Source organism: uncultured Faecalibacterium sp. (assembly GCF_900066275.1).
Taxonomy (GTDB): Bacteria; Bacillota; Clostridia; order Oscillospirales; family Ruminococcaceae; genus Faecalibacterium; species Faecalibacterium taiwanense.
Genome location: NZ_FMFG01000003.1, coordinates 96,316 through 121,047 on the forward strand (window position 1 = coordinate 96,316; position 24,732 = coordinate 121,047).

29 protein-coding genes are annotated in these 24,732 nt (G+C 40.7%); 28 read left to right on the forward strand and 1 reads right to left on the reverse strand.

Annotation, left to right across the window (positions count from 1 at the left end; translation table 11 throughout):
- Positions 1–4 precede the first annotated feature (4 nt).
- The 20 genes from QZL71_RS02205 to QZL71_RS02300 all read left to right on the forward strand — a co-directional run bounded on the left by QZL71_RS02205 (position 5) and on the right by QZL71_RS02300 (position 17,052).
- Positions 5–1,159 carry a glycosyltransferase family 4 protein gene (locus QZL71_RS02205; protein ID WP_294647557.1) on the forward strand — a complete coding sequence of 385 codons (1,155 nt, stop codon included), beginning with the start codon at positions 5–7 and terminating at the stop codon, positions 1,157–1,159.
- Positions 1,156–2,157, forward strand: coding sequence for a GHMP family kinase ATP-binding protein (locus QZL71_RS02210; RefSeq protein ID WP_294647559.1), 1,002 nt, complete (start codon positions 1,156–1,158; stop codon positions 2,155–2,157). Before QZL71_RS02205 ends, QZL71_RS02210 begins: the two co-directional genes overlap by 4 nt.
- A 2-nt stretch (positions 2,158–2,159) precedes the next feature.
- The gene (locus tag QZL71_RS02215; protein ID WP_294647561.1) at positions 2,160–2,441 is read left to right on the forward strand and encodes a hypothetical protein; all 282 of its coding nucleotides are present in this window, start codon (positions 2,160–2,162) and stop codon (positions 2,439–2,441) included.
- On the forward strand, positions 2,422–2,781 hold the full coding sequence (locus QZL71_RS02220; protein WP_294647563.1) for a hypothetical protein: 360 nt from the start codon (positions 2,422–2,424) through the stop codon (positions 2,779–2,781). Before QZL71_RS02215 ends, QZL71_RS02220 begins: the two co-directional genes overlap by 20 nt.
- Before the next feature lie 83 nt (positions 2,782–2,864).
- Positions 2,865–4,193: a D-glycero-beta-D-manno-heptose 1,7-bisphosphate 7-phosphatase gene (gmhB, locus tag QZL71_RS02225; RefSeq protein ID WP_294647565.1), complete on the forward strand. Its 1,329-nt coding sequence runs from the start codon at positions 2,865–2,867 to the stop codon at positions 4,191–4,193.
- Positions 4,194–4,209: 16 nt separating this feature from the next.
- The gene (locus tag QZL71_RS02230) at positions 4,210–4,869 is read left to right on the forward strand and encodes a D-sedoheptulose-7-phosphate isomerase (RefSeq protein ID WP_294647566.1); all 660 of its coding nucleotides are present in this window, start codon (positions 4,210–4,212) and stop codon (positions 4,867–4,869) included.
- A complete protein-coding gene (locus tag QZL71_RS02235) occupies positions 4,869–5,771 on the forward strand; it encodes a glycosyltransferase family 2 protein (protein WP_294647568.1) in 903 nt (300 codons plus the stop codon). The genes QZL71_RS02230 and QZL71_RS02235 overlap by 1 nt, the downstream gene beginning before the upstream one ends.
- Complete coding sequence (locus QZL71_RS02240; RefSeq protein ID WP_294647570.1) at positions 5,759–6,727, forward strand: hypothetical protein; 969 nt, start codon at positions 5,759–5,761, stop codon at positions 6,725–6,727. Before QZL71_RS02235 ends, QZL71_RS02240 begins: the two co-directional genes overlap by 13 nt.
- Complete coding sequence (locus QZL71_RS02245; protein WP_294647571.1) at positions 6,715–8,235, forward strand: polysaccharide biosynthesis C-terminal domain-containing protein; 1,521 nt, start codon at positions 6,715–6,717, stop codon at positions 8,233–8,235. Before QZL71_RS02240 ends, QZL71_RS02245 begins: the two co-directional genes overlap by 13 nt.
- 31 nt (positions 8,236–8,266) lie before the next feature.
- Positions 8,267–9,514 carry a hypothetical protein gene (locus tag QZL71_RS02250; RefSeq protein ID WP_294647572.1) on the forward strand — a complete coding sequence of 416 codons (1,248 nt, stop codon included), beginning with the start codon at positions 8,267–8,269 and terminating at the stop codon, positions 9,512–9,514.
- 206 nt (positions 9,515–9,720) lie between these two features.
- Positions 9,721–10,479: a hypothetical protein gene (locus QZL71_RS02255; protein ID WP_294647574.1), complete on the forward strand. Its 759-nt coding sequence runs from the start codon at positions 9,721–9,723 to the stop codon at positions 10,477–10,479.
- A gap of 427 nt (positions 10,480–10,906) precedes the next feature.
- Positions 10,907–11,926, forward strand: a complete 1,020-nt coding sequence (locus QZL71_RS02260; protein ID WP_294647576.1) for a glycosyltransferase — start codon at positions 10,907–10,909, stop codon at positions 11,924–11,926.
- Between the two features lie 524 nt (positions 11,927–12,450).
- Positions 12,451–13,353: a sugar phosphate nucleotidyltransferase gene (locus QZL71_RS02265; RefSeq protein ID WP_294647577.1), complete on the forward strand. Its 903-nt coding sequence runs from the start codon at positions 12,451–12,453 to the stop codon at positions 13,351–13,353.
- 3 nt (positions 13,354–13,356) lie between these two features.
- A complete protein-coding gene (locus tag QZL71_RS02270) occupies positions 13,357–13,971 on the forward strand; it encodes a VanZ family protein (RefSeq protein WP_363912595.1) in 615 nt (204 codons plus the stop codon).
- 146 nt (positions 13,972–14,117) lie between these two features.
- The gene (locus tag QZL71_RS02275; RefSeq protein ID WP_294647578.1) at positions 14,118–14,483 is read left to right on the forward strand and encodes a DUF1878 domain-containing protein; all 366 of its coding nucleotides are present in this window, start codon (positions 14,118–14,120) and stop codon (positions 14,481–14,483) included.
- Positions 14,484–14,487: 4 nt separating this feature from the next.
- Positions 14,488–14,982: a hypothetical protein gene (locus QZL71_RS02280; protein ID WP_294647579.1), complete on the forward strand. Its 495-nt coding sequence runs from the start codon at positions 14,488–14,490 to the stop codon at positions 14,980–14,982.
- Positions 14,983–15,070: 88 nt separating this feature from the next.
- On the forward strand, positions 15,071–15,400 hold the full coding sequence (locus tag QZL71_RS02285) for a hypothetical protein (RefSeq protein WP_294647580.1): 330 nt from the start codon (positions 15,071–15,073) through the stop codon (positions 15,398–15,400).
- A 140-nt stretch (positions 15,401–15,540) separates the two neighbouring features.
- Positions 15,541–15,924: an SMU1112c/YaeR family gloxylase I-like metalloprotein gene (locus tag QZL71_RS02290; RefSeq protein ID WP_294647581.1), complete on the forward strand. Its 384-nt coding sequence runs from the start codon at positions 15,541–15,543 to the stop codon at positions 15,922–15,924.
- Between the two features lie 110 nt (positions 15,925–16,034).
- Entirely contained in the window at positions 16,035–16,520 is a 486-nt protein-coding gene (locus QZL71_RS02295; protein ID WP_294647582.1) for a hypothetical protein, read from the forward strand.
- A gap of 139 nt (positions 16,521–16,659) precedes the next feature.
- On the forward strand, positions 16,660–17,052 hold the full coding sequence (locus QZL71_RS02300) for an SMU1112c/YaeR family gloxylase I-like metalloprotein (RefSeq protein WP_294647583.1): 393 nt from the start codon (positions 16,660–16,662) through the stop codon (positions 17,050–17,052).
- A gap of 276 nt (positions 17,053–17,328) precedes the next feature.
- Here the strand turns inward: QZL71_RS02300 and QZL71_RS02305 are convergent, their stop codons facing one another.
- Positions 17,329–17,667 carry a helix-turn-helix domain-containing protein gene (locus tag QZL71_RS02305; RefSeq protein ID WP_294647584.1) on the reverse strand — a complete coding sequence of 113 codons (339 nt, stop codon included), beginning with the start codon at positions 17,665–17,667 and terminating at the stop codon, positions 17,329–17,331.
- A gap of 267 nt (positions 17,668–17,934) precedes the next feature.
- On the opposite strand from QZL71_RS02305, the gene QZL71_RS02310 reads away from it, so the two are divergent.
- From QZL71_RS02310 to QZL71_RS02345, 8 genes are all read left to right on the forward strand, one after another.
- The gene (locus QZL71_RS02310; protein ID WP_294647585.1) at positions 17,935–18,924 is read left to right on the forward strand and encodes an AAA family ATPase; all 990 of its coding nucleotides are present in this window, start codon (positions 17,935–17,937) and stop codon (positions 18,922–18,924) included.
- A complete protein-coding gene (locus tag QZL71_RS02315; RefSeq protein WP_294647588.1) occupies positions 18,908–19,399 on the forward strand; it encodes a hypothetical protein in 492 nt (163 codons plus the stop codon). The genes QZL71_RS02310 and QZL71_RS02315 overlap by 17 nt, the downstream gene beginning before the upstream one ends.
- Positions 19,396–21,243, forward strand: a complete 1,848-nt coding sequence (locus QZL71_RS02320; protein WP_294647589.1) for a recombinase family protein — start codon at positions 19,396–19,398, stop codon at positions 21,241–21,243. Before QZL71_RS02315 ends, QZL71_RS02320 begins: the two co-directional genes overlap by 4 nt.
- Positions 21,244–21,257: 14 nt before the next feature.
- Positions 21,258–22,076, forward strand: coding sequence for a hypothetical protein (locus QZL71_RS02325; RefSeq protein WP_294647591.1), 819 nt, complete (start codon positions 21,258–21,260; stop codon positions 22,074–22,076).
- Positions 22,077–22,090: 14 nt separating this feature from the next.
- Entirely contained in the window at positions 22,091–22,438 is a 348-nt protein-coding gene (locus tag QZL71_RS02330) for a hypothetical protein (protein ID WP_249233183.1), read from the forward strand.
- 208 nt (positions 22,439–22,646) lie between these two features.
- On the forward strand, positions 22,647–23,636 hold the full coding sequence (locus QZL71_RS02335) for a hypothetical protein (protein WP_294647593.1): 990 nt from the start codon (positions 22,647–22,649) through the stop codon (positions 23,634–23,636).
- Positions 23,637–23,746: 110 nt separating this feature from the next.
- The gene (locus QZL71_RS02340) at positions 23,747–24,229 is read left to right on the forward strand and encodes a glycosyltransferase family 4 protein (RefSeq protein ID WP_363912597.1); all 483 of its coding nucleotides are present in this window, start codon (positions 23,747–23,749) and stop codon (positions 24,227–24,229) included.
- On the forward strand, positions 24,219–24,476 hold the full coding sequence (locus QZL71_RS02345; RefSeq protein ID WP_363912600.1) for a hypothetical protein: 258 nt from the start codon (positions 24,219–24,221) through the stop codon (positions 24,474–24,476). Before QZL71_RS02340 ends, QZL71_RS02345 begins: the two co-directional genes overlap by 11 nt.
- Positions 24,477–24,732: the final 256 nt, after the last annotated feature.

A 24,732-nucleotide genomic window follows, 5' to 3' on the forward strand; every position in this document is an offset into this window, starting at 1 on the left:
TAGTATGAGGGTTTTGTTTGTATCAAAAAGCATTCATGATGTATCAGGTGCAGGCGTAGGATCAAGAATGCATTTGAATGTATTGAAAAAGTTAGTTGGAAAAGAAAATGTATATGTAGTAGATGTTGGGGTATCGGAGACTGCACGAAAAGAAGAAAAATATATTGCGTATGGAAAATATCACAATAAATTAGATCGACTACATAGATGCTTAGAAGGAAATACGTATTTATTCAGTAATAAAATTATAAATGATATATGCCAATTGATAAAAAGTGAAGGAATTTCCTTTGTTTTCGTGGACGATTCTTATTTTGGAAATTTAGTGAAAACCGTAAAAAAAGAGTGCGATGCAGTAACAGTGGTCACTTTTTTTCATGATATTAAAGCCTCACTATTTCGAATTTGGATGAAAACTGAACCCTGGTACGGTAAAATTGACCTTAGAATTGGGATTGCACAGGAAAAAATTAGTACGACATATACAGATGCAAATATTGTTTTAAATCAAAATGAAAATAGGTTATTAAGAAACTATTATAATGTGAATACAGATTATTATTTTCCAGTTTGTGTATCTAAGGAAAATATAAAGCAGATAGCAGAAAATCCATTTTGTGGAAATAAAAGGCATATTTTATTTGTTGGAACATATTATTTGCCAAACATCCAGGGCTTACATTGGTTTTGTGATACGGTATTTGATAATGTCAAAGAGAATTATGATATATGGGTAATCGGAAAAGGATTAGAAAAAGTACGAGATGAGTTTGATGACGATGATATCCATGTGATTGGGTTTGTTGACAGTTTATCAGAATACTATAGCTACGCAGATATGGTAATAGCACCCTTAACAGATGGTGGAGGTATGAAAATAAAAACTGCAGAGGCAATCTCCTATGGAAAGATGTTTTTAGGGTCTTCAGAAAGCCTATATGGATACTGGGAGGAAATTCCCGATGATTTGAAAGGTAAAGTTGTGTTTAAATGTGATACAGCGGAAGAATATCTGAATGCTTTCAACAAGATAGATGAGAAGCCAATCTGTAAGAAAAATGAGGAACTGATCACGCTTTATGATCGACTTTATTCTGAAAATGCAGCTTATAATATCATGAAAGATATTGTCGAAAAAACAACAGGAGTAAAACTATGATTATCACAAAAACACCATTCCGTATGTCTTTTTTTGGCGGCGGAACAGATATGGAAAGTTTTTTTAGAGAAAACGGTGGAGCTGTTTTATCTACCACATTTGACAAATATTGTTATGTAAATGTACGCCATTTACCAAGGTTTTTTGACTATTCTACAGAGTTATCTTATTCAAAGACGGAGCGCGTGACAAACATTGACGATATTCAGCACCCTGCAATCCGCAACGCAATGAAAATGTTAGATATGCATGAGATTCGTCTTACATATGAAGCAGACCTTCCGGCACGATCTGGCTTAGGAACATCAAGTTCCTTTGCAGTTGGAATGTTAAATGCTTTTTATGCTTTGAAGGGCAAGTACGCAGACAAGAAGAAACTGGCAGATGAAGCAATTTATTTGGAACGGAATCTTTGCCAGGAAGCTGGTGGTTGGCAGGATCAAATTGCTGCAGCTTTCGGTGGGTTCAATCGTATCAACTTTAATGCAGACGGATATGAAGTTCTGCCTGTTATTATTTCACCAGAAAAAAAGAAGCAGCTTAATCAGAATTTAATGATGTTCTTTACTGGGTTTACCCGTTTTTCTTCTGATGTGCAGAAAGCAAATGCAGCAGGAAAACAAGATAAGACTGCTCAGTTGAAAGAGATGCTTGCTCTAGTTGATGATGCTGAACGTGTTTTGACGGATAAGAATGCGGATCTTGATGATTTTGGCAGAATGCTGGATCACACCTGGAGACTAAAGCGTCAAACTGGATCGGCTGTTTCGACGAACAGTATTGATGATTTGTATGCCAAAGGCGTGGCTGCTGGTGCGTTGGGTGGAAAACTTCTCGGCGCCGGCGGTGGTGGATTCCTCGTATTCTATGTTCAGCCTGAACGTCAGGATGCGGTGCGTTGGGCGATGCGTGACCTGATGCATATTCCGTTTGCGTTTGAAGATGGCGGTACGAGGGTAATCCATTATACGCCGGAGACATATATTCCGAAGGAGTAAGAATGAAAAGATTAAGAGTTTTACAGATATTGAATTTCTGGCGCTTAATACCAGCCTACATGTGTATTTATATGGCACCAAAAGAAGTAAAGAATATAGTGATAGAGGAATTGTATCATTGGAAGAAATGTGATAAGAGAAATGAAGTTTCTAGATTTGATATTTTTTCTGGCTTAATGTTGGAACGGAAAGAGTATCGTTCGTTGCTACAGTATCGATTCAATCGGGGGGGCAAAACTTCTGCTGAAGGTATTGTTTCCTGGGATGGAAACGCTTTATATTAATACACCTGAGATTGGTCCTAGACTGTTTATTCAGCATGGATTTGCAACAAACATTAGCGCAAAAAAAATTGGGAGTGATTGCTGGATTAACCAGCAGGTTACAATAGGGTATACATTTGCACCGGAGCCCCCAATCATTGGAAATGGCGTGAGAATATCAGCGGGTGCAAAAGTACTTGGTCAAATTGAAATTGGAGACAATGCGATTATTGCTGCAAATGCAGCAGTAGTAAAGGATGTCGGAGAAAACGAAGTAGTTGGTGGTGTCCCAGCAAAAACCATTGGTGAAAATGTGAAACATAAATTGTATTTTGGTGAGAACGAAGGCGTTCTGAAATGATGCTTTATGGTGGTACATGAGTAATCTACTATACACCGGAAACCTACGAACCAAAGAACTAATTTTGAGTGAGGAATGAAGAGATGAAAGTAGTAATAATGGCAGGAGGCAAGGGAACGCGTATTTCTTCAGTTGCCAGTGATATCCCGAAGCCTATGATTAAAATTGAAGGGAAACCAGTACTGGAACATGAGCTGGAGTGTCTGCGTGACCAAGGGTTTACTGACATTATTATTACGGTGAGTCATCTTGGTAATATTATTATGGACTATTTTGGGGATGGATCTGGTACATCCCCTGTGACGGGAAAACCGTTTGGCGTACATATTGAGTACTATTTTGAAAAAGAACCGTTAGGCAACGCAGGTGCCTTGTTCAAAATTAAAGATAATCTGACATCTGATTTTCTACTTTTAAATGCAGATGCAGTGTTTGATGTTGATTTTAATCGTTTTGTTGGCTTCCATCAGGAACATGGTGGAATGGTTACACTTTTTACCCACCCGAATAGCCATCCATATGATAGCGGGTTAATCATTGCAGATAAAAATGGAGAGGTAGAAAAGTGGCTTGCAAAAGAAGACGAGCGGCCGCAGTATTACAGAAACCGAGTGAATGCAGGATTGCATGTTATCAGCCCGAAAGTGCTGGAACTGGTTGATATTGATGCGGATTCAATAGGCAAGATCGGTGCAAACGGTAAACCGGTAAAAGTTGATTTGGATCGGCAGTTATTAAAACCTTTAGCCGGAACAGGAAAGATGTTCTGTTATGACAGCCCAGAATATGTGAAAGATATGGGTACCCCGGAACGGTATTACTCCGTATGCGCGGATTATAAAGAAGGAAGAGTATCCGGGAAAAATCTAAAAAATAAGCAAAAAGCAGTATTTCTTGATAGAGATGGAACTATTAATAAATATGTTGGTTTTCTTCGAAATATAGATGATTTTGAACTGATAGATGGTGTGGCTGAGGCAGTTCGTAAAATCAATGAATCTGGCTATCTTGCAGTTGTTGTAACGAATCAGCCGGTAATTGCTCGCGGTGAAGTGTCTTTTGAAGAGCTGGAAGAAATTCACAATAAGATGGAGACACTTCTTGGAAAAGAAGGAGCATATTTGGATGCCATTTACTATTGCCCTCATCATCCTCATAAGGGATACGAAGGGGAGAGACCAGAGCTAAAAATTGATTGTACTTGTCGCAAACCGAAGCCTGGTATGCTGTTGAAGGCGGCAGAAGATTTCAATATCGATCTTTCACAGTCGTGGATGGTTGGTGATGGAGAAAACGATATCAAAGCCGGTTATAATGCAGGATGCAGAACAGCTTTGATTGGTCGTGAATCTTATGGTCAGACAGTGACAATACCGACATTAAAAGAGTTTGTAGAACAGTGTCTGAAATAAAAGAAAGGGTATCGAAATGAGTGAGTTGGAAAAAAGATTGATGAAGCATATTGATTTATTAGTGGAACGGTACCCTTCACTTGAATCAGAAAAGAACAGTATTATTTCTGCATATCTGCTTTTGGAAGAGTGCTATGTAAATGGTGGAAAGCTGCTTGTGGCAGGTAATGGAGGTTCGGCAGCAGATGCAGAGCATATTGTCGGTGAACTAATGAAAGGCTTTAAAATGCCGAGAAAGCCCAGAGCTGATTTTGCGGAAAAGCTTATGGCAGAAAATCAGGAATTAGGAACTGTTCTGGCAGAGAATTTACAAGGAGCACTTCCGGCAATTGCTTTGGATGGACACCCGGCATTATCTACGGCATATATGAATGACTGCGAGCCGTTGCTTTGCTTTGCACAGCAGGTTAATGGTTACGGTAAAGCGGGGGATGTGTTTCTTGGCATTTCTACAAGTGGAAACAGTAAAAATGTTTTGTATGCGGCAACGACTGCCCATGCCAAAGGAATGAAGGTCATTGGCTTGACTGGCGCAAAGAGTAGCAAATTGGAACAGATGAGCGACGTTTGCATCAAAGTGCCGCAGACAGAAACTTATATGATTCAGGAATTTCATCTTCCAGTGTATCACTGCTTGTGCTTGATGCTGGAGGATAGATTTTTTGGTGAATGCTGATGAAGGAACGGATTAAGGATAAGCAGCCAAGTGTTGCAATTATCATTGTTAATTATAACGGAGCTGAAGATACGATAGAGTGTGTAAAGAGCTTGAATAAAATTAATTATGATAATTATAAAATATTTGTAATAGAAAATGGTTCGAGCAAAAAGCCTACGAAAGAGCAAATTGATTATTTGAAAGGACAGACAGTATATATTGAGTCAGCTGAAAACTTAGGATTTTCGGGTGGAAATAATATTGGGATCAGAAAGGCAATAGAAAATGAGTTCGACTATGTGTTGTTGCTGAACAATGACACGACAGTTGAACCTGATTTTTTGAGTATTCTTATTGATGCAGCGACTAAAAAAAACAATGTTGGCATTGTAGGTGGTAAAATAGCTTTTTATAGCAAGCCAAGCCATTTGTGGTACGGCGGTGGACATATGGATGAAAAGTTTGGTGGCGGCGCGCATGAAAGATGGAATGACCTGAATCCAGAAGATACAGGTGAAATTCGAGAGGTGACATTTATTACTGGATGTCTGATGCTGATTCCAACCGAGGTAGTGAAAAAAGTTGGATTGCTTTCAGAAGAGTATTTCCTTTATGCAGAAGATACGGATTTTTGCTATAAAGTGCTTGAAGCAGGATATAAACTCTGGTTTTGCGAAAATACCTTGATCTATCATAAGGTAAGTGCATCTACCGGAGCAACCAGTGCAATGACTCAATATTATATGGTGAGAAATGTATTGTATTTGACAAAAAAATATAGAACGGATTATCACAAAGTGAATGCAAGGTTTACTTATCAAACCATGAAAGATGTTATTCGAGGAAGAAAACAGTTTGCTCCAGTCAGATGTGCATATCGAGATTACCTGAAAGGAAATATGGGAAAATGGGGAATATAAGAGAAAGTGCCAGGAAATACACACTTAAAGTATTAACTAAAATATTTAGAAAGCCGTACAACGATTTAACAGAAGGATTTGTTGAGTTGAGAGATCAGCAAGCCAATGATTATGTAAGAGACCAGATTCATCAAGCAAAAAATGGTTTGATGGTTTCTAAATGGGGTACGACGGAACTTGGTACTGTATGTTCTTTATTGTCAGATGATTTGCACATTCCTTTGAAAGATATTTACGAAGGAAAAGTTAGTTACGATAGAACTGGAAGCGTAGCATGGCTTGTTAATAATTCGGGCTTTTTTCCAAACTCACTTCCAGCAGGTGAAAAGTTTGCACATCTGGCACTTGAGGATGCACGTGAAATAGATATTCTTGGCTCTTATGCAAAGTTGGAATATTATGTTAGGAACTATACAGAAAAAGCAAGAAAAATCAATTTGAACGGTTATTATGCGCCGTTCCTTTGGGAAAATCCATGGACGAAAGAGCTTAAAGGAAAAAAGGTATTGGTAGTTCATCCTTTTGCGGAAACAATAAAAAAGCAGTATGATAAGAGAGAGCATCTATTCGAGAATCCGGATGTTCTGCCTGAGTTTAAAAAATTGACTGTGATTAAAGCAGTTCAAAGCATTGCTGGAAATAGTAGTGAAACAGGGTTCAAGGATTGGTTTGAAGCTCTTGATTTTATGAAAAATCAGATGGATCAGTCAGATTATGAAATTGCATTGATTGGCTGTGGTGCATATGGAATGTCATTAGCTGCACATGCAAAGCGTCATGGGAAAATTGCAATTCATATGGCAGGATGGACACAGATGCTTTTTGGTATTTACGGAAATCGTTGGATTAAAGATCAACCAGAATTTAAAAAGTACATAAACGAGTATTGGACTCGTCCTAGTATCGATGAACGGCCTAAAAATGTTGAAAAAGTTGAGGGAGGATGTTACTGGTAAAAATGAATCGAAATAAAGCATTAGCATTGAATAGTGTGGCTTCCCTGCTTCAGCAGATAGTTGCTCTTGTTTGCGGTTTGATTGTACCGCGTTTAATATTATCTACCTTTGGCTCAGCTGCAAATGGAACTGTTGCATCGATTAGCCAGTTTATTAGCATCACATCCTTGATTCAGGGGGGTGTAACTGGTGCAACGAGAGTTGCTTTCTATGGACCTGTAGCAACGGGTGATATGAAAAAAGCCAGTGTAGTATATAAAACAAGTCAATCGTTTTATACGAAGTTTGCGTTGGCGCTCACTGGCTATGTTGCGGTTTTAGCCGTAGTTTACCCGAAGTTTGTGGATACACCGTTCGGTTACATAGACGCTCTTTTGCTGGTGTTGGTTCTGGGAATGAATGCGATTTTTGAAAGCATGTTTGGCATTCCCAGTCAGCTGTTAATGTTTGCGGACCAAAAAGCATATTTTAATACTTTCCTTCAAATTTTTTGCACCATTGGAAATGCTTTTGTCAGTGTCATTTTAATCAAACTAGGTTGTTCGCTGCTTGTTGTCAAATTTGTAGCGGCATTGATTTTTATCCTAAGACCAATCATTTTGAATGTATATGTGCGTAGCCATTACGCAATTGATACAAGTGTAGAAAAAGATAAGAGTGTCCTTTCGCAAAGTAATGCTGCGCTTGCCAAGAGTATTGCATTTTATGTTCATAGCAGTACAGATAATCTTGTGATTACAGCTTGTCTGAACGTAATGTGGGTGTCAGTGTATTCGGTGCATCGGTATGTTGTCAGTAGCATATCGAATCTTGTTGCCGCTATTCTGGGCAACACGGAAGCTCTTTTTGGTCAGATGATTGCAAGAGATGAGCAAGATGCAATTAAGCATGATGTCCCTATGTATGATCTTATGTCAAAGATGCTGTCTACGGTATTCTTCTTCACATGTATCATCTTGATTACGCCATTCGTAAGTCTTTATACAGGTGGAATTAGTGATATAGATTACTACCAGCCTCTTTTTGCAACGCTGCTTTGCCTTGCAGAATATGTTTACTGTACTAGCTTGACCTATAACAATATGATTATGGCAGCTGGTCATATTAAACAGACACAGTGGATCTCTGTAACGGAGGCAATTATTAATATTGTCCTTTCATTAATACTTGTGAAATGGATTGGTATTATTGGTGTGGCATTAGGAACATTGATTGCATTTGCGTTTAATACAGTTGCTAATATTGTTTATATGAAAAAGTATATTTTTGATATGTCACTCGGGTGGATTATTAAGGTATATCTGGCAAATCTGGTGGCTGGTGTTCTAGCTATGTGTTTGTTTGGAAACATTGTAAATGCACATATAACTGGTTTTATATCCTTTTTTATTTGGGCGGCGGTTGTTTTTGCGGGGGTTTGCTTGATAGATGTTGTACTCAATTACTTTTTCTTCAAAAATGAGACAAAAACTGTCCTGTATAAAATCGGAAAAAAATTTGCAAGGTAAGAATAAGGACTGATAGTGGGAGGACAGAAAATTGAAAATTCGCAAAAATATAATATGGTGTGTGACGTGGATTGTTCTGCTGCTTCAGTTGGATATCCTCGGAGGAGTTATTCCATTTCTGGATGATTCAATAGCATGGAAGATAGAGATGCTGCTTGTTCTATTTGACAGTATCTATGCAATACTTATCCTAAGCAAAAATGGGCTACTGTCAAAATATAAAGCACTAAATGCGTATATTATAATTTATACAGCTTGCTTATTTGGCATCAGTTTCTTTACAGTGCATGAGGGAGTGGCAAGTGTTAATCACACTATCATGTATGCGCGTTATTATTTTTCGACCTTTTTAGTTTATCCATTACTATATCTTGAGCAAAGATATGGAACTGAAAAATCTTTTATGGAAAGTTGGCTACCGGTAGCAGGAATTGCATTATGCTTACGAATGTTAAATTGTTTGGTGTATGATGTCACAGGAACTGCACTTTTTCCGACTCTTATTGCGGGACAGATTCGAGGCGGACATAGTACGAGTATTTGTGGCGCAATAGAAAATATATATTTGATTTATTCTTTTTATTTACTATTAAAATGTGGGAAGGGATTGACAAAAACTAAAACTAAATATCTGATTTATGTGGTTATCGGTTTAGTGTATTCAATCCGATTTGTTGGTTCAAGAATCATGATAATGTCGTTAATAGCGTCTATGGCTGTCTTATGGTATGGAAAGCAAAAGCAAGGCGCAAAAAAGATGCTTGCTTTTTCAATTGGTGTAATTGCAATTGCGGTATTTATGCAGACACCATTTTACGAAGATTTATTACAAACCATAAAGGGCGCTTCTTCATCTGCCAATGATATATATAATGGAAATACGATGTCGGTAAGATTATATTCTCTTGAAACACTTAGAAGAAACTGGAATGGAAAGCCAATGGGGTTGGCTTTCTACGGAACATCGGCATTTAAACATTATTTTGTAATCGGCTCAAATGATGATCTTGGATACTTAGGGAATTGGTATACAATGGGATGGTACTGTGTTCCAATAATTGTATTGCTGATTATTGGATATCTGTATACTTCTATTCGAAATTTTGGAAAAAATAATGCAGAGATTATTTATTCCATGATTATTTATTTACTGATCACTGGTGTGAGTCTTAGTTTCTTAGATATTGCAAGAATTGATGTCGTTCCGTTCTTATTGCTTTTTCTTCAAACTTGGAAATGGGATGGGGACAATCTGGAGGAATTAGGGTATGACGGTTGATGCAAGAAAGGAACGAAACCACTATTTCGATTTGCTGAAATATCTGTTATTTATATTTGTGGTTTTGATACATAATCCATTGCCTGAGAATTTATGGGGGGGTATGGACAGCGATTGCTCGCTGTACAGTTCCTACTTATTTTGCTATTTCAGGTTATTTCAACAAGGAAGCAGGAAAAAAGCAGCTTGAAAAGGGCATAAACTTTTTGAGAATCTTTCTTGTATTGAATCTGGTGTGGTTTGGAATTTATACGTTGATTTCTTATAGTCCATACAAAGAGCTTGCAAGATGGGCAAAGCTTGATGTGAATTCTAAGAACATATTGAAATGCTTATTGTTTGGAAGTGCTTTTGGAAACGAATACCTTTGGTATCTTCATGCGATTGGTATGGTTTATGTCGTAGTTTACTTTGCAGCCAAATCCCAATTAGATAAGATCATCCATAGATGTTTTCCGTGTTTAGTAATACTCTATTGGATTATGAGTGAGGGTACATTACTTGCATTCGGAAAAAGCGTTCAACCCTTCATGTATCGAAATTGGCTCGTTGAGGGCGTTGGATTTTATTATATGGGTAAATGGATACGAAAGCATGAATGCCAGCGGAAGACTCTTTCCATAGGGATACTTATAATTGGAAGCATAGTTACGACTGCTGAATACCGTATCTGCGGGAGATTGGAGTTTTATTTTGGCAACCTACCTATGGTGTATGGGATGCTTGCATTAGGAAAAACTGTTCATATTAAAGATAATATTCTCTCAATGATTGGAAGCAAACATAGTTTACATTTATATCTGTATTCTCCGTTTGTTGCATGTGTATTTTCGCTTCTTCAGATGATTTTGTTTCAGACAACCAGACATCAGGAAGTTATTACAGTAGTGGTTGTTTTAGGAACGACTTGGCTTGTCATGCAGGGGTGGTTCATAAGGGCAATAGAGAAACTTAAAATAGCATAAGAAAGCGAGAGTAGAAATGATAAATAATAAAAGTGATTTGATTGAATATTTGAATGAAGATAAACGTATCATGAATACCGACAGAAAAAACCGTCTTTACATCAGGTGTGCTGGAAATATTTGATTCTATTGCGTAAAGCTGAGTACTATACAAATGTGTGTGTGGGGGGCAATCATCCTTATTGTCCTGTGGCATTTAAATTCGGTTTTTTCAAACTGTTTGCCTGCATTTGGTGATCGGGGCGTAGAGTTCTTTTTTCTTATATCAGGGTTGCTGATAGGAATAAAATATTATGATTCGAATAAGATGAAAACTCTGGGTCAAACAGCAAAATATGCTGTGGAGAAAGAGAAAAAAGTTGTTCTAAGAGCAATACCTTTTGGGCAGCTTAAAGCAAATCAAATAATGATGTGGGAGGAATGAGATATGCAATTATTGAGTGTTATTGTCCCTGTTTATAACGTTGAAAAGTTTATAAACGACTGTATTGATTCGATTTTAGGACAAAGCTATAAAAATATTGAATTGATTTTAGTCGATGATGGCTCAACCGATTCATCCGGTGAAATATGTGATAAATATTGCAGTGTTGATAAAAGAGTAAAAGTAATCCACCAGAATAATAAAGGCTGCTCAGCAGCAAGAAATGCCGGAATAGCTAACGCAAAAGGAAATTTGATTGCTTTTATGGATGCGGATGATTTAATTGATCAAGATATGTATGAGGTGCTAATCAAGAATCTTGACATGACAAACTCAGATGTATCAGCGTGTTCTTATGTAAAGGAGTACAATCTTGATAGAGGTAAAATTATTGGATTGCATAAAATAATACCAGACCCGATTGTCTTTATAGGGAAAAGTGCGATATATGAAAGCGTAACACGTAATGAAAAGTCAGTAGAAGGATATCTTTGGAACAAGGTTTGGAAAAGGGAAGTAATTGGAAATCATTTGTTCCGTGAAGATATTGTAATGTGTGAGGATTCCATTTTTTCGTGGGAGGTTCTAAAATCTGTAAACAGAGTTTGCTACTGCGATTTGCCAATGTATCATTATAGAATTCTTACTACAAGTGCAACAAGGAATTCATCTCTTGAAAAAATGAGTGGGGCGTTAGTATCTTATGAATTGATGCTGGATGATGCGTCACTGCTACCAAAAGATGTGGTGAAAAATTTAGCGATACAATATCTTGGATGGAATTATACAATTTTTCAGCATATGATAAGAGAAAAAGAACGAACCTCCTCTCTTTATGAAAAAGTTAAATCAAACTGTGTCTGTTATCAGGAGTATAGTTGCTACTTAGGACTAGCAGATAGAATAGGAATCAATGCTATAGCAAAACATAATTATACTTGTGCGAAACTTTCAGTGCAAGCCGTTGGAATTATGCAATTAATAAAAAAGAAGATATGCAGAATTGTGAAAAAACAAGTATGATTCTAATATGGTTTTTGCATGAATGTTTGATTGATGAATTTACGGTGAGAAAATCGAGAATAAGGTTATTATCGATGTTATTATAATGAACATATTGTAGGCATAATGAAAGGAATACATAATGATGTCTCATACAATTAACTCTGGGGGGCAAGAAACAGAAATGTTGATTGCTTTAAAATATTTCTAATGGTTTTGATTGTTACTCATCATGGAATAGTGCATGGACTTGGGCTTAAGAACAAAGTTGACGTAACAACGAGTGGACGATTTGAATTGATTGTTTTTTTTTTTACCATTATGTTTTTTAGAATCAATAGGTGTTTGTTGGAAATTGTTTTTTATTCTTTTGTATGCTACTCTGCTAAGTTTGACTTGTATGGGAATTGATAGTATTCGTAAAAAAATATATGATTGCGTAAAAATGTATTTGGATGTATTGAGGGCGCAAAGCGTCAAGCATTGTTAGACTATCGAGCTTTTATTAACAGAGAAATATGAAAAAACCTGGAGGAAAAAGAGAGATGAAAACAACATTACTTATTATGGCAGCCGGTATTGGCAGTCGCTTCGGAACAGGAATCAAGCAGTTAGAGCCGGTGGATGATGCTGGACATATTATCATGGACTACTCGATCCATGATGCAATCGAGGCAGGTTTCAATCATGTAGTATTTATTATCCGCAAGGATATCGAAAAGGAATTCAAAGAGGTCATCGGTGATCGCATTGCCTCCATTTGCTCTTCTCATAATGTAACTGTTGACTATGCTTTCCAGGATATTAACGATATTCCGGGTACTCTGCCGGAAGGTCGTACAAAACCTTGGGGAACCGGTCAGGCTGTGCTTGCTGCAAAGAAGGTTCTTGATACACCGTTCATTGTGATCAATGCAGATGATTACTATGGCAAGGAAGGCTTCAAGGCCGTCCATGAGTATCTGGTGAATGGCGGAAAGTCCTGCATGGCGGGTTTTGTGCTGAAGAACACGCTGTCTGATAACGGTGGCGTGACTCGTGGCATCTGCAAGATGGATGAGCAGAACAACCTGACCGAGGTTGTGGAAACCAAGAATATTGTAAAAACTGCAACTGGGGCAGAAGCAGACGGCATGGCTGTGGATGTGAATTCTCTGGTATCCATGAATATGTGGGGCCTGACTCCAGAGTTCTTGGATGTGCTGGAGGAAGGTTTCAAAAAATTCTTCGAGAAAGAGGTTCCGGGCAATCCTCTGAAGGCGGAGTATTGGATTCCTATCTTCATCGGTGAACTGTTGGAACAGGGAAAAATGTCCGTAAAGGTTCTGAGAACCAATGACACTTGGTATGGTATGACATATCATGAGGATGTCGCAGCCGTAAAGGACAGCTTCAAGAAGATGCTGGAAAACGGCGTGTACAAGGCTGACCTGTTCAGTGATTTCTAAACAATGATGAAAGAAACTATTGATTTATTCGGGAAGATCCTCACAAACATCATGACTGTGCTATATGAGCCGTTTGGCTTTTCGCTTCTTCTTTCCTTTTTGGCCATGTTTTTCTATCTGTATGCGTATGAGCCTACCGCAGCAGGCAAAGGATGGAAGAGCGCCATAGTGACTTGGTATCAGAAATTTAAAGAGAGCGTGTTCTTTCGGAAGATGTTCTTACTAGTTTTCGTGACATCGATGATCTTGTTCCGAACGCTACTGAATCGGAACCTGTGGCTAAATCCTCTGTCAAATGTCATGGGTGGCTGGGGCATCTGGGAGACCATGAACGGTGAGCAGAAACTTACAACTGAGTGCATTGAGAACGTGATCATGATGGTGCCGTTCACCAGCATGGTTATATGGACATTTCAAGAGAAAGTGGGCAGTAGCTGGAAGAAGATACTGTGGTATAGCGGAAAGATAGCGTTCATTTTTTCGATAAGCATTGAGATGCTACAGCTGTTTTTAAGGCTCGGTACATTCCAACTGTCTGATTTGTTCTATAACACAGTCGGTGGAGTGGTAGGCGGTTTAGTGTACTACGGAATCGTGAAGGCAAGAAAGCATCTGTAAAACTGGATGAAATTGTGATATACTGGGAGCGGTAGCTTCCATGCTGCTCTGATAATCACACACCTCTTCGTGGTGAGCAGCAGGCAACGATTTATGATCGGCTGAGATGTGATGAACTATAATAAGATGATGAAGGAGCAAGAGCTATGGATGCTAAAGAGTATAATAATATTATGGAACGTTTGGACTTTATTGAGTTCCGTCAGCAATTGCTTTTTGATAACGATGATGTGAGCCGTAGTATTTTTGAGTACGGTTTAACCAGAGAACAGTACAAAAGAATCATGGCTCTTATGCAAGATTACAGAGAACGCATTGAGCGAGGAGAAAAGTGTGATCATAGGGGGTTTGAACAGGCAATGTATGAAATTGTTCCAGACCATAGAGGCGATTATCACATGTGTGAGGAACTTGCAAAAGGATTCAGAGACGAGAATAGATGGGAAGAGGTTTTTGATAATTTATATGGAGAAATGCCCAAGTATTCTTATTTAAAGTCAAAAGAAGAGTAAAATTATGTGGAGTGCTGTTGGAAATTTAGCAAGTATTGTCACGATTGTTGGATTTGTAATTACGATTTGGCAATTATTTGCATTAAAAAAATCAGTGAAAAAATCTGAACAAGCCATACGAGAAGTACTTGATGATAAAGAGTATGAAAAACTAAAACATATTTTAGAAGTCACGGAAAATCAGCTCAAAGAAGTCAGTAGTTTATTGATCAAAGTAGATAAACAAGGAGTTAACCAAAAATCAATAAGAGAACGCTGTGTTAATGTTTGCAGCGAACTTAATAAGTGTTATATTTCATTACCAAGTGGAGATAGCTATAGTAATATTAAGAATCAGTTTCTGGAAGCAAGAAATTATATGGAATCTTTTATTGAACTAAATAGTAAATCAGAAATGAAGGAGGCACGAGCATTTCTTGAAAATGCAATGGAAGGAATAAAGAAAGCCGAAGAAAAATTTGCGGAGAAAAAAGTTCAAGCGGCTACACATAGAAATTGATTCTGATTGCATAGGCTGTAGTCATATTGCCCGTACTCCAACACAGTGCTATACTTAAACAACTAAAAAAGGAAAGAGGTTATCACCTATGCCCAGAACTAAAGGTAGCAAGAATAGACCCAAAACTGTGACTGCTGATTTTGCGACACAGATTGCAGAAAAGCAGTCCGCAAAGGAAGCACTCACAGCTGAGATTGCATCCATCACCGCGAACATTGACACTTTAAAGTCTGATCTGAAAGCAAAAAAGACTGCTTTGAAGAAGGCCGAAAAGGAAGTAGCAACCCTGGAAGCAAAGAAGGCAAAGGCAGATGCTAAGGCAGCTGAAGAAGCTAAAAAGGCTGAAGCAGAGGCTGTGCTGAAGAAGCTGCTGGCAAACGGTATGAGTGCAGATGAGATCCTTGAAAAGCTGAAATAAACAAGAATCCAAGAAAAAAATAAATGCCGTGTGGACAAACTGAACTCCAGGAGTTCACACGGTATATTTTGAAGATCATTATATAGTTTATAACGAAAATAAAAGAAGAACAAAATTAAAAGAAACGGGGCGGAGAAAATATGAACTTATCTAAAATACACCACATTGCAATCATTGTATCTGATTACGAAGCAGCTAAGGATTTTTATGTGAACAAGTTGGGATTCTCTATCATCAGAGAAAACTACCGCCCGGAGCGCAAGGACTGGAAGCTGGATCTGCGTGTCAATGAACACACAGAGCTTGAGATTTTCGCTGAGGAAAATCCTCCGAAGCGTTTGAACCGACCGGAAGCCTGTGGGCTGCGTCATCTTGCGTTCTGCGTGGATAGCGTGGAGCAGACAGTCAGAGAACTGGCAGAAGTTGGCATTGAATGTGAGCTGATCCGTGTGGATGATTATACCGGCAAGAAGATGACTTTCTTCCATGACCCGGACGGACTGCCACTGGAGCTGCACGAATAATTATGGGAGAGAAAAGAGCATATAAAGCCAGAAAGTCCGGTGGAGGCCGGAAGAAGCTGAAGCCGGAGTATGATGCCGGGAAGAATATGAAAGAGCAGATAAGCCAGATTATGACATCCAAGTCGCCTGTCCGTGCCTGCGATGATGTAGATGACACCGCACTGTCTTATGCCGAAATCAAGGCACTGGCAACGGGCAATCCCTACATCAAGGAAAAGATGGACTTGGATATTCAGGTCAGCAAACTGAAATTGCTGAAAGCCAATCACACCAGCCAGATTTATAGCTTGGAATCGGATATTGCGCGCCGCTATCCGCGAGAAATCGCTGTGGCACAGGGTCAGATTGGAGCACTGAAAACCGATATGGAAGCGGCAAAACTGCTTCTGGCGCAGGACAAAGACCACTTCTCTATGGAGATCAGCGGCAAGGTGTACACCGAACGCAAGGAAGCGGGTGCAGCCATCATTGAGGCTTGCAAGGCTTTGAAAGCGGCTGGCACCGAGGGAAGGATCGGCAGCTACGGTGCGTTTGAACTGCATTCCCGGTTTGACAACTTCGATAAGGTGTTCCGCTTATCCATCAAGGGCGCATAGAAGCACTTCAAATGCTGATTGGTGGATTTGTGATTTTTATGATTCCGCAGGTGGTCGGCAGTGTGGTGGTATTTTTGGAACTGGCAGCAGCAACGATTCGGCAAGTATGGTACATATAAGGAGAGGGGAAACCTAGAAAATGAAATTAGCAGCGATTCATCATGTGGCAATCATCGTTTCAGATTATGAGAAATCGAAAGACTTCTATGTGAATAAGCTGGGATTTGAGATTGTACGAGAAAACTTCCGTGAAGAACGGAATGACTGGAAACTGGATTTGCGTGTTGGTGAGGGTGCTGATGCGATTGAGCTGGAGATCTTCGCAGAGCCGAACCCACCTAAGCGCGTGAATCGACCGGAAGCCTGCGGACTGCGGCATTTGGCGTTCCGGGTGGATGATGCGGAAGCCACTGTAGCAGAACTGGAACAGATGGGGATAGGATGCGAACCGATTCGATTTGACAGCTACACCCAAAAGAAGATGACATTTTTCTTTGATCCAGATGGGTTGCCGTTGGAACTGCATGAATAAAAAACAACGCCCTCATAGTTGAGAGGATTCGTAAATCTTCTCGGCTATGAGGGTGTTTCATTCCATAGGAATGGGAAAGTTATAGATTGAAGGGCTTAACTAGCTACTGAGCAGCTATGCAGAAAAGTGATTGCAGCGACTTCTTGATCTAAGGTGGATACCGAATTTCAGCTACCACAAACGAAGGCTCGCATAAACCACAGACAGCACCCAGGAGGATTCGAGGGTGCGTCTGCGACTTATGCGGGTTTTATTTTGCGATTTTACGGATAGGTGTTAAATTCCAAGGCTGACAAGAGTGGCCTTTAACTCTTTTGCCATGCGAATAATGACAGTCTGTTCAGTTTCATTACAGTCCAGCAGCAAGCGGTGAAATTCGGAGTTTGCAGAGGAAGAATGTTCAAGACAGTCGAGCAAAAGCTCATCCGCGGAAACGGATAACGTGTTGGCAATTTTGACAAGAACAGAAAGGCTTGGAACCTTTGTGCCATTTTCGATTTGGACAATGTATTCACGACTGCAGTTGACTTTTGCGGCAAGAACTTCTTGCGTCAGATTCGATTTTGAACGGTAGAAGCTGATTCGTTTTCCTAGAGAAGTACGATTTACGGACATATAGTGATCTTCCTTTCAAATGCCCGCATAAGATACTTTAATTATTTGACTTATGGAGAAATGAATCAAGAGGAACCAAAGAGGCAATCTGCATAGAAGTCAGAATTCTTATTTTTCCCCTCTAGCGGAGATGGCTTCTGAGGCCAAAATGTGAACCAGCAGTTCACATTTTGAGCAACAAGTGAACTGCTGGTTCACAGAAAAATATATCTGACAAGTGTATAATAAAAGCGTGAAATCAAACTGCAAAAAAGTGAGGAAAACGAAATGGAAAGGCTGCTGACACTGTATAGCGAAGTTCAGTCAACGGATGTACGGTGGCTGTGGTATCCCTTTATTGCAATCGGGAAAATCACACTGCTGCAGGGTGATCCCGGCGATGGGAAATCCACCATGATGATGAATCTGATTGCAGAACTTTCAACGGGTGGTAAGACCCCGGATGGCTGTAAGATCGGTGCGCCGCAAAAGGTGATTTATCAGTGCTCCGAGGATGGCGTTTCAGACACAATAAAGCCCCGGCTGGAACGCTACGGAGCAGACTGCCGGAAGATTGCCTTCATCAATGAAGAGGTTTATAACGGCCTTACATTGGATGATGAGCGCATCCGTCAGGCAATCATTGAATTTCGGCCTCGATTGGTCGTGATCGATCCGATTCAGGCTTATCTTGGCAGCGATTCGGATTTGCAAATCGCAGGCAGAGCGCGGAAACTCATGCGCCGCCTTGGAATGTGGGCTGCTGGTTACGACTGCGCTATCATTCTGATTGGACACCTTAACAAAAAAGAAGGCTCCAAAGGGCTGTACTGCAGCCTTGGCAGCATTGATGTTGTGGCAGCAGCACGAAGCGTCCTGCAGGTGGAGCGAGATACCGAGAATCCTGATATAAGAATCGTACATCAAATCAAAAACAGTCTTGCGCCTACGGCAGAAGACATCCGCTTTTCCATTTCTGCCGACAAGGGCTTTCGATGGCTGGAATGCAGGCCACAGCTCTTTGAAAAACAACAGCCGGACGCCGAACCTAAATTTGATACAGAGCAACAGAAAGCTGCCTACTGGATCAAGCATTTCCTTGAAAAAGGCGATATGAGCGCAAATGAAATTTATTGCCGTCTGGACAATGAGGGTGTCAGCAAACGAGTGGCACGGATGGTAAAAACGGAAATGGGAATCCACTGTTACCAGAAGAAGCGGAGATGGTATTGGAGTGTTCAGCTGGAAGAAGGTGCTATGAATGGACCGCAAGTATAAGGTTGGTGGCTATGTGAAACTTGCAAAACTGTGGGAACGCTCTAAGGATGCAGCAGTAGCCTATCACAGTTCCTACTATGCTGAAAGGTTCAGAGATGATGTGGATAAAAGGCTGGTTGGTGTCTATATTGACATCACAGGGAATAAGAAAATTTACAAACGCCCAGAAATGGTACATCTGCTTCAGGACTGTAAAAAAGGAATAGTTAATCTGATTTTCTCGCAAACAAGAGCCTACCTTGCGGCGAATACCTGTGATTTCTGTTTCCTGTTGAAATATCTGTTTGACATACCGATGCGAGTGGACGTTGTTACGGATGATGATGACCAGAGAATCGACACCATTCTTGATGTTGATAACCAACGGCAAAGTCTGAAAGAATTAGCCGAAAAATACACATCAATCCGTGAGAAAGAATATCTTGCATGGAAAGCACGACTAGAACATGAAATGGAAAAGGCAGATGGAAAATGAATGAAGGACAGTATGATTCAAAAAATGTAGAACATATTTCAATAGAAAATATCGAAGTTGTGTCCAATGGAATGGATTGGAAAAGCAGGCATTTGGAAGTTGAAAAGAGAAAAGCCGAAATCCGCGACAGAATCCATAAGCAGACTGAACAGGGTCAGAAATCAGCAAAAGATTATTTCCGCCCTGCAAAGCCGACCCCATCAATTTATGACAGTGACCTAAAACGTGTGGCCGTTTATGCCCGTGTCAGCACATCTAGCGAAGAACAGATTTCCTCTATTGAAAATCAAACTCTATACTACACCAAAAAGATTGCAGAAACGGAAAACTGGAATCTGCAGGATATTTACAGTGACGAGGGAAAATCGGGTACTTCACTGCGGAAACGAGATGCGTTTAAGCGAATGATGCGAGATGCCAAAGACCAGAAAATGGATTTGATTATCTGTGCCAGCATTTCGCGTTTTGCTCGGAATTTTTCAGATTGCATGACGCAGATCGCGGCCCTGAAAACCATGCATCCTGCACATCCCATCGGTGTGTACTTTGAAACAGAGAATATCTACACGCTGAATCCAAGCAGCCAATACAGCCTTGACATTCAGGCACTTCTGGCAGATTGGGAATCGGGCAACAAGAGCCGCCGGATGATCCTTTCGTATGACCAGCGTATTATGACAGGTCAGTACCCGGTGACCGACCTGATGGGGTATCGGCATACCAAAGATGGACAGTTGGTAATTGAGCCGGAAGAAGCAAAGACGGTGCGTTTTATCTTTCTGGCGTTTATCTATGGTTATAACTACGATCAGATTGCAATGATCCTGACGCAGAAAAAGCGCAGCACCCTGCGCGGCAGGCAGGAGTGGAACGGTGTGATGGTAGCAAACATCATGAAAAATGAACGCCGCTGGGGTGATCTGGAAGCGCGGAAGAGCATTGTGGTGGACTACAAGTTGGGCAAGGTCACAAAGAATAACGGAAATCGCTGCTCTGCCTACGTTCCAGAACATCACGAAGCGATTGTTTCGCCGGAAATTGCACGGGCTGCACATCTTGTGGCGTCCAGCAAAAAGAAGTGCGGGGTGCAGGATATTGTAGTAATCCAGCAGGGAGCATTGAAAGGATTCGTGGGCATCCATCCGAACTGGAGTGGCATCAATGCCGAAAGCATCCGCAGCCTTTGCCTGAATGCCTATCTGCCGGAAGAAGTGGTCGAACTGAACGATATGACGGAAATGAGGTCTGGGAAGAAGTCGGATATGGCATTGTTATCTGATTATCTGACGGTTTCAGGTACTTGCTTTATCAACCAGAGCAGCCCGGTCATAACAATCTCAAAAAATGGAATCCGTTTCAGCAAAGCGTGTCATACCCGCTTGGACGACTGCGAGCATGTGGAACTGCTCTATCATCCGATTCTGCAGGTCGTGATTTTGCGAAAGAGCGATCAGGGCTCTTCAACGGCGATGCACTGGCAAGATGACAATGACGTTCATAGTGCCTTTTCAGCCAGAGCGTTTTCTGGCCTGATTCTTCAAACGTTGAACTGGAAAATGAATTGCCGTTACCAGTGCCGTGGTATCTGCCGGGGTCAGGGAAATGCAAAGTTCCTAATTTTTGAATTGGATGAGTCCCGGATTTTGACTGGGAAAAATCAGTATGAACAAGAAAATTGTTCGATGAATCTGAAATGCCGGTTATATCGGAGTAAATGGGTTCAGAGCATTACAGTTAGTGATGTGATGGAATCTGGCCAAGTCGTAGAAAATCCCATGATTGGTGCAATTCCAAGCAGAAATGAAGTTCAACGTGAACTGGATGATCTTTTGATGTCGATGTAGGAGGAACTTATAGAATGGAAGAAAAAAGCAGGGCGCAGGAACTGAGCGTTCGGGAAATCTCCTTGATTCGTGAACTTGCACAGATACGGAAAGAACATAAAAGAGAACTGGAGTACGAAAAGTTCGATGTCTATGAACTTCCGCCGCGCACCCAGTTTTCCATGCTGAATAAACCTGCAGTGAGCATAAAATATGGTGTTATGAAATTTAATATGGCGTGCATTCGGCTTTTTGAAGGAATCAAGTATGTCCTTCCGATTTTGCACCCCAATAAGAAGCGGCTTGCGTTGATTATGTGCCCGGAAGAGGACAGCGCGTCTGTTGAATGGGCACGACAGAAGGACGAAAATTGGGTGAATAAGGATATTACATCATTGGAGTTTATGGAAAATATCTTCAGGCTCATGAACTGGAATCGGGAATGTCGTTATAAAGTGCTTGGACGGGTGGCTAATTCAGATCAAGGCCTTTGTATGTTGTTCGATTTGGAAGAAGCAATCATGTTCACACCGAAGCCACAGGAATATACGGACCCGCTTACTGGCGAGATGAAGAAAAAACAGATAAAGTTCTTCCCGGATGTCTATAAGGATCGGATCGGGAAATCTTATACTGATTACATTGCAGGCCATCAGATGAATCTGTTCGAGGATTTTATTGGGTATCAGGGCTCTGCTGTATTGGATGAGCCTGAACAGAAAACAGATACTATTTCAGTACCGATACCGCAATGTGAAGAATCTGAAAATATACCTTTGCCAGATTTGTCGGAACAGCCTGAAAATGTACAACGACCGGGCAGTGAGGTTGTTGAGAAAGGAATGCTGACATGAGTTCTGGACGAATTATGAATCTGATGGTGACGATTCCGGCAGAAAGCCGAAGAATGAATGTGGGAAAGGATGTTATTCGTGTCCTTGGGAGTCCGACCTATATTTGTGTTTTGCAGAGGAAAGATCGGAAGTCTATTGCGATTACTCCGTGCACCGCTGAACATCCCATGTCATTTAAGGTTCCAGACAGGCTGTTGACCGATGGGCAGTGCCGGATGATGATTAACGGAATACAGTTCATTCAGGCGCTACTGGAGGCAAATGGACTAGCCGCAGGAAAGGATCATCAGTTTAAAGGAAGATATGAAGCTGAGAAAAACGCAGTTATCATTTCACTTGAAAACGATGAACGGGAATGTTAGTCAAGGCGGGAAGGATCTTGAATATAGGTGTTGCTCTATTGAAATATTATGCTGAATTGAATTTAAACCAGAGTGGGCAATATGGACAAATCTATGCTGAAAAGTTTACATCTGTCAGCTTGATATGCAAAGTGTTTTATGGTAAGATGAAAGCACAATAGGGGAGGTATACTCTCCTCTTGAATCTGCTGTAAGGAAGTGAATGCCGATGGAAAATCAGCTTGCTCATGCGATAACGCAGACGGAATATGATTCGAGTTATGATAAGGCTGCCAAGAAGCTGCTTGCCAACAAACAGATTCTGGCACAGATTATGAAGAACTGTGTGAATGAGTACAGTGCCTGTTCCGTAGACGAAATTGCAGAGAAGTATATCGAAGGAACGCCGGAAGTGGGCACGGTTGGCGTTCATGTTGATGATACAAACAGACCCCAAAAAACTTCTGACGTAATTGTCGGAAGCAATAATGAGGATTCTACGTTGACGGAAGGAACCGTCAATTATGATGTCCGGTTCGATGCAATTGCACCGGCGTTAGAAGGTTCTACTGCACGGAAAGATGTGATACGTCTTATTATCAATGTGGAAGCGCAGACGGCTTTTAATCCGGGATACCCGTTGACAAAGCGAGCAATCTATTATTGCAGCAGGATGATCTCCGCACAGCATGGTCCGATATTCACGAACTCGGAGTATGGGAAAATCCGAAAAGTGTACTCTATCTGGGTTTGTACACACCCAACCAAGGAGTTCCAAAACACTCTGATTCGTTATTCTATCCGACCAGAGCAGTTGATTGGAAACGCTGTTGAAAAATCGGAAAACTACGATTTAATGAGTGTTGTAACGATTTGTCTGGGAGAACCGGGTACGGAAAACTATACAGGTATTGTGAAATTTATGGATGTGTTGCTCTCTTCTTCCAGAGCAGCTACTGAGAAAAAGAAAATTCTTGAAGAAGAATTTGGCGTTGCAATGAACGAAGAACTGGAAAGGGAGGTGCTTGTTATGTGCAACCTTAGTCAGGGCGTAAAGGCCGAAGGCAGAGAAGAAGGCATCAACATTGGTGAGATGCGGATGCTGGTTAAACAGGTAAGAAAAGGCCGTGTGACGATTGAAGAAGCAGCGGAAGATGCTGGAATGACAGTAGAGGAATTTAAGAAAGTGATGGAAAATACCCCGCTGCAGGCGGTCTAAGATAAAAAGCATATAGAGTAAACTGTAAAGCCCTACAAGGCTCAGATCGGTTCGATACTGACTGAAAACCTTGTAGGGCTTATTTTTTTTTGCTTTTTTCAAATTTATTTGTGAAAAATGTTGTCCAAGACTTGACATCGGCCGGCATTGATTGGCAGCGCGAGAAATGGCAATCAGGACTTGGTTCTAAGTTTATCCACCAAGGCGAAAAAAATGCTGCGAAATATGCGGACGAGGTCATTGTTCTGAGCAAAGGAGTGCAGGACTATTTTAAGGAAACTTATGGAAGAGAAACACACTTTATCCCTAATGGCGTGAATAGGCCGCAGATTCGGGAAGCAAAGCTGATCACAGATCATTTTGGACTGGAAAAAGATTCCTACATATTGTTCCTCGGGCGTCTGGTGCCGGAGAAGGGGATTCGATATCTGGTTGAGGCATTCAAGAATGTTAAGACAGAAAAAAAACTGGTCATTGCAGGTGGCTCCAGCGATACGGATTCCTTTATGGAGGAATTGAAAGAACTGGCGAAGGGTGACGATCGGATTCTATTTACCGGGTTTGTGCAGGGAGCAATGTTGGATGAACTATGACAGTACGAAGAAGTGGAATCGAAATGCTTTGTTTGATGCAGTCTGGAATGGTGACAGCGAAGGCATTACCAAGGAAATGAATGCTCTGCTCCGGCGCACCATAAGCTACCATGACTATCGGGAAGACTTCTATCATGCTTTCCTTGCGGGCATCTTCACAGGTGCCGGATATATGGTGGATTCCAATAAGGAACATCTGGCCTATGAAAAAACGAATCAAGAAGAACGAAAAGAGCAGCCAACATAGAAGTCAGAATTTTCTTTTTTCCCCTTTAGCAGAGATGGCTTCTGAGGCCAAAATGTGACCCAGTAGGTCACATTTTAAGGAACAAGTGACCTGCTGGGTCACAGAAAAATTATCTGGTATCCATGAATATGTGGGGGTTGACTCCGGATTTTCTGGATGTATTGGAGGAAGGCTTCAAAGAATTCTTTGAAAAAGAAGTGTCGAATAATCCTCTGAAAGCAGAATATTTTCAGGAAGTATAAGGCGAGCGGCTATG

Coding starts and splice junctions, on each gene's coding strand:
- QZL71_RS02205 (WP_294647557.1), top strand. CDS start 5: ATGAGGGTTTTGTTTGTATCAAAAAGCATTCATGATGTATCAGGTGCA.
- QZL71_RS02210 (WP_294647559.1), top strand. CDS start 1,156: ATGATTATCACAAAAACACCATTCCGTATGTCTTTTTTTGGCGGCGGA.
- QZL71_RS02215 (WP_294647561.1), top strand. CDS start 2,160: ATGAAAAGATTAAGAGTTTTACAGATATTGAATTTCTGGCGCTTAATA.
- QZL71_RS02220 (WP_294647563.1), top strand. CDS start 2,422: ATGGAAACGCTTTATATTAATACACCTGAGATTGGTCCTAGACTGTTT.
- gmhB (WP_294647565.1), top strand. CDS start 2,865: ATGAAAGTAGTAATAATGGCAGGAGGCAAGGGAACGCGTATTTCTTCA.
- QZL71_RS02230 (WP_294647566.1), top strand. CDS start 4,210: ATGAGTGAGTTGGAAAAAAGATTGATGAAGCATATTGATTTATTAGTG.
- QZL71_RS02235 (WP_294647568.1), top strand. CDS start 4,869: ATGAAGGAACGGATTAAGGATAAGCAGCCAAGTGTTGCAATTATCATT.
- QZL71_RS02240 (WP_294647570.1), top strand. CDS start 5,759: ATGGGGAATATAAGAGAAAGTGCCAGGAAATACACACTTAAAGTATTA.
- QZL71_RS02245 (WP_294647571.1), top strand. CDS start 6,715: ATGTTACTGGTAAAAATGAATCGAAATAAAGCATTAGCATTGAATAGT.
- QZL71_RS02260 (WP_294647576.1), top strand. CDS start 10,907: ATGCAATTATTGAGTGTTATTGTCCCTGTTTATAACGTTGAAAAGTTT.
- QZL71_RS02265 (WP_294647577.1), top strand. CDS start 12,451: ATGAAAACAACATTACTTATTATGGCAGCCGGTATTGGCAGTCGCTTC.
- QZL71_RS02270 (WP_363912595.1), top strand. CDS start 13,357: ATGATGAAAGAAACTATTGATTTATTCGGGAAGATCCTCACAAACATC.
- QZL71_RS02275 (WP_294647578.1), top strand. CDS start 14,118: ATGGATGCTAAAGAGTATAATAATATTATGGAACGTTTGGACTTTATT.
- QZL71_RS02280 (WP_294647579.1), top strand. CDS start 14,488: ATGTGGAGTGCTGTTGGAAATTTAGCAAGTATTGTCACGATTGTTGGA.
- QZL71_RS02285 (WP_294647580.1), top strand. CDS start 15,071: ATGCCCAGAACTAAAGGTAGCAAGAATAGACCCAAAACTGTGACTGCT.
- QZL71_RS02290 (WP_294647581.1), top strand. CDS start 15,541: ATGAACTTATCTAAAATACACCACATTGCAATCATTGTATCTGATTAC.
- QZL71_RS02295 (WP_294647582.1), top strand. CDS start 16,035: ATGACATCCAAGTCGCCTGTCCGTGCCTGCGATGATGTAGATGACACC.
- QZL71_RS02300 (WP_294647583.1), top strand. CDS start 16,660: ATGAAATTAGCAGCGATTCATCATGTGGCAATCATCGTTTCAGATTAT.
- QZL71_RS02305 (WP_294647584.1), bottom strand. CDS start 17,667: ATGTCCGTAAATCGTACTTCTCTAGGAAAACGAATCAGCTTCTACCGT.
- QZL71_RS02310 (WP_294647585.1), top strand. CDS start 17,935: ATGGAAAGGCTGCTGACACTGTATAGCGAAGTTCAGTCAACGGATGTA.
- QZL71_RS02315 (WP_294647588.1), top strand. CDS start 18,908: ATGGACCGCAAGTATAAGGTTGGTGGCTATGTGAAACTTGCAAAACTG.
- QZL71_RS02320 (WP_294647589.1), top strand. CDS start 19,396: ATGAATGAAGGACAGTATGATTCAAAAAATGTAGAACATATTTCAATA.
- QZL71_RS02325 (WP_294647591.1), top strand. CDS start 21,258: ATGGAAGAAAAAAGCAGGGCGCAGGAACTGAGCGTTCGGGAAATCTCC.
- QZL71_RS02330 (WP_249233183.1), top strand. CDS start 22,091: ATGAATCTGATGGTGACGATTCCGGCAGAAAGCCGAAGAATGAATGTG.
- QZL71_RS02335 (WP_294647593.1), top strand. CDS start 22,647: ATGGAAAATCAGCTTGCTCATGCGATAACGCAGACGGAATATGATTCG.
- QZL71_RS02345 (WP_363912600.1), top strand. CDS start 24,219: ATGAACTATGACAGTACGAAGAAGTGGAATCGAAATGCTTTGTTTGAT.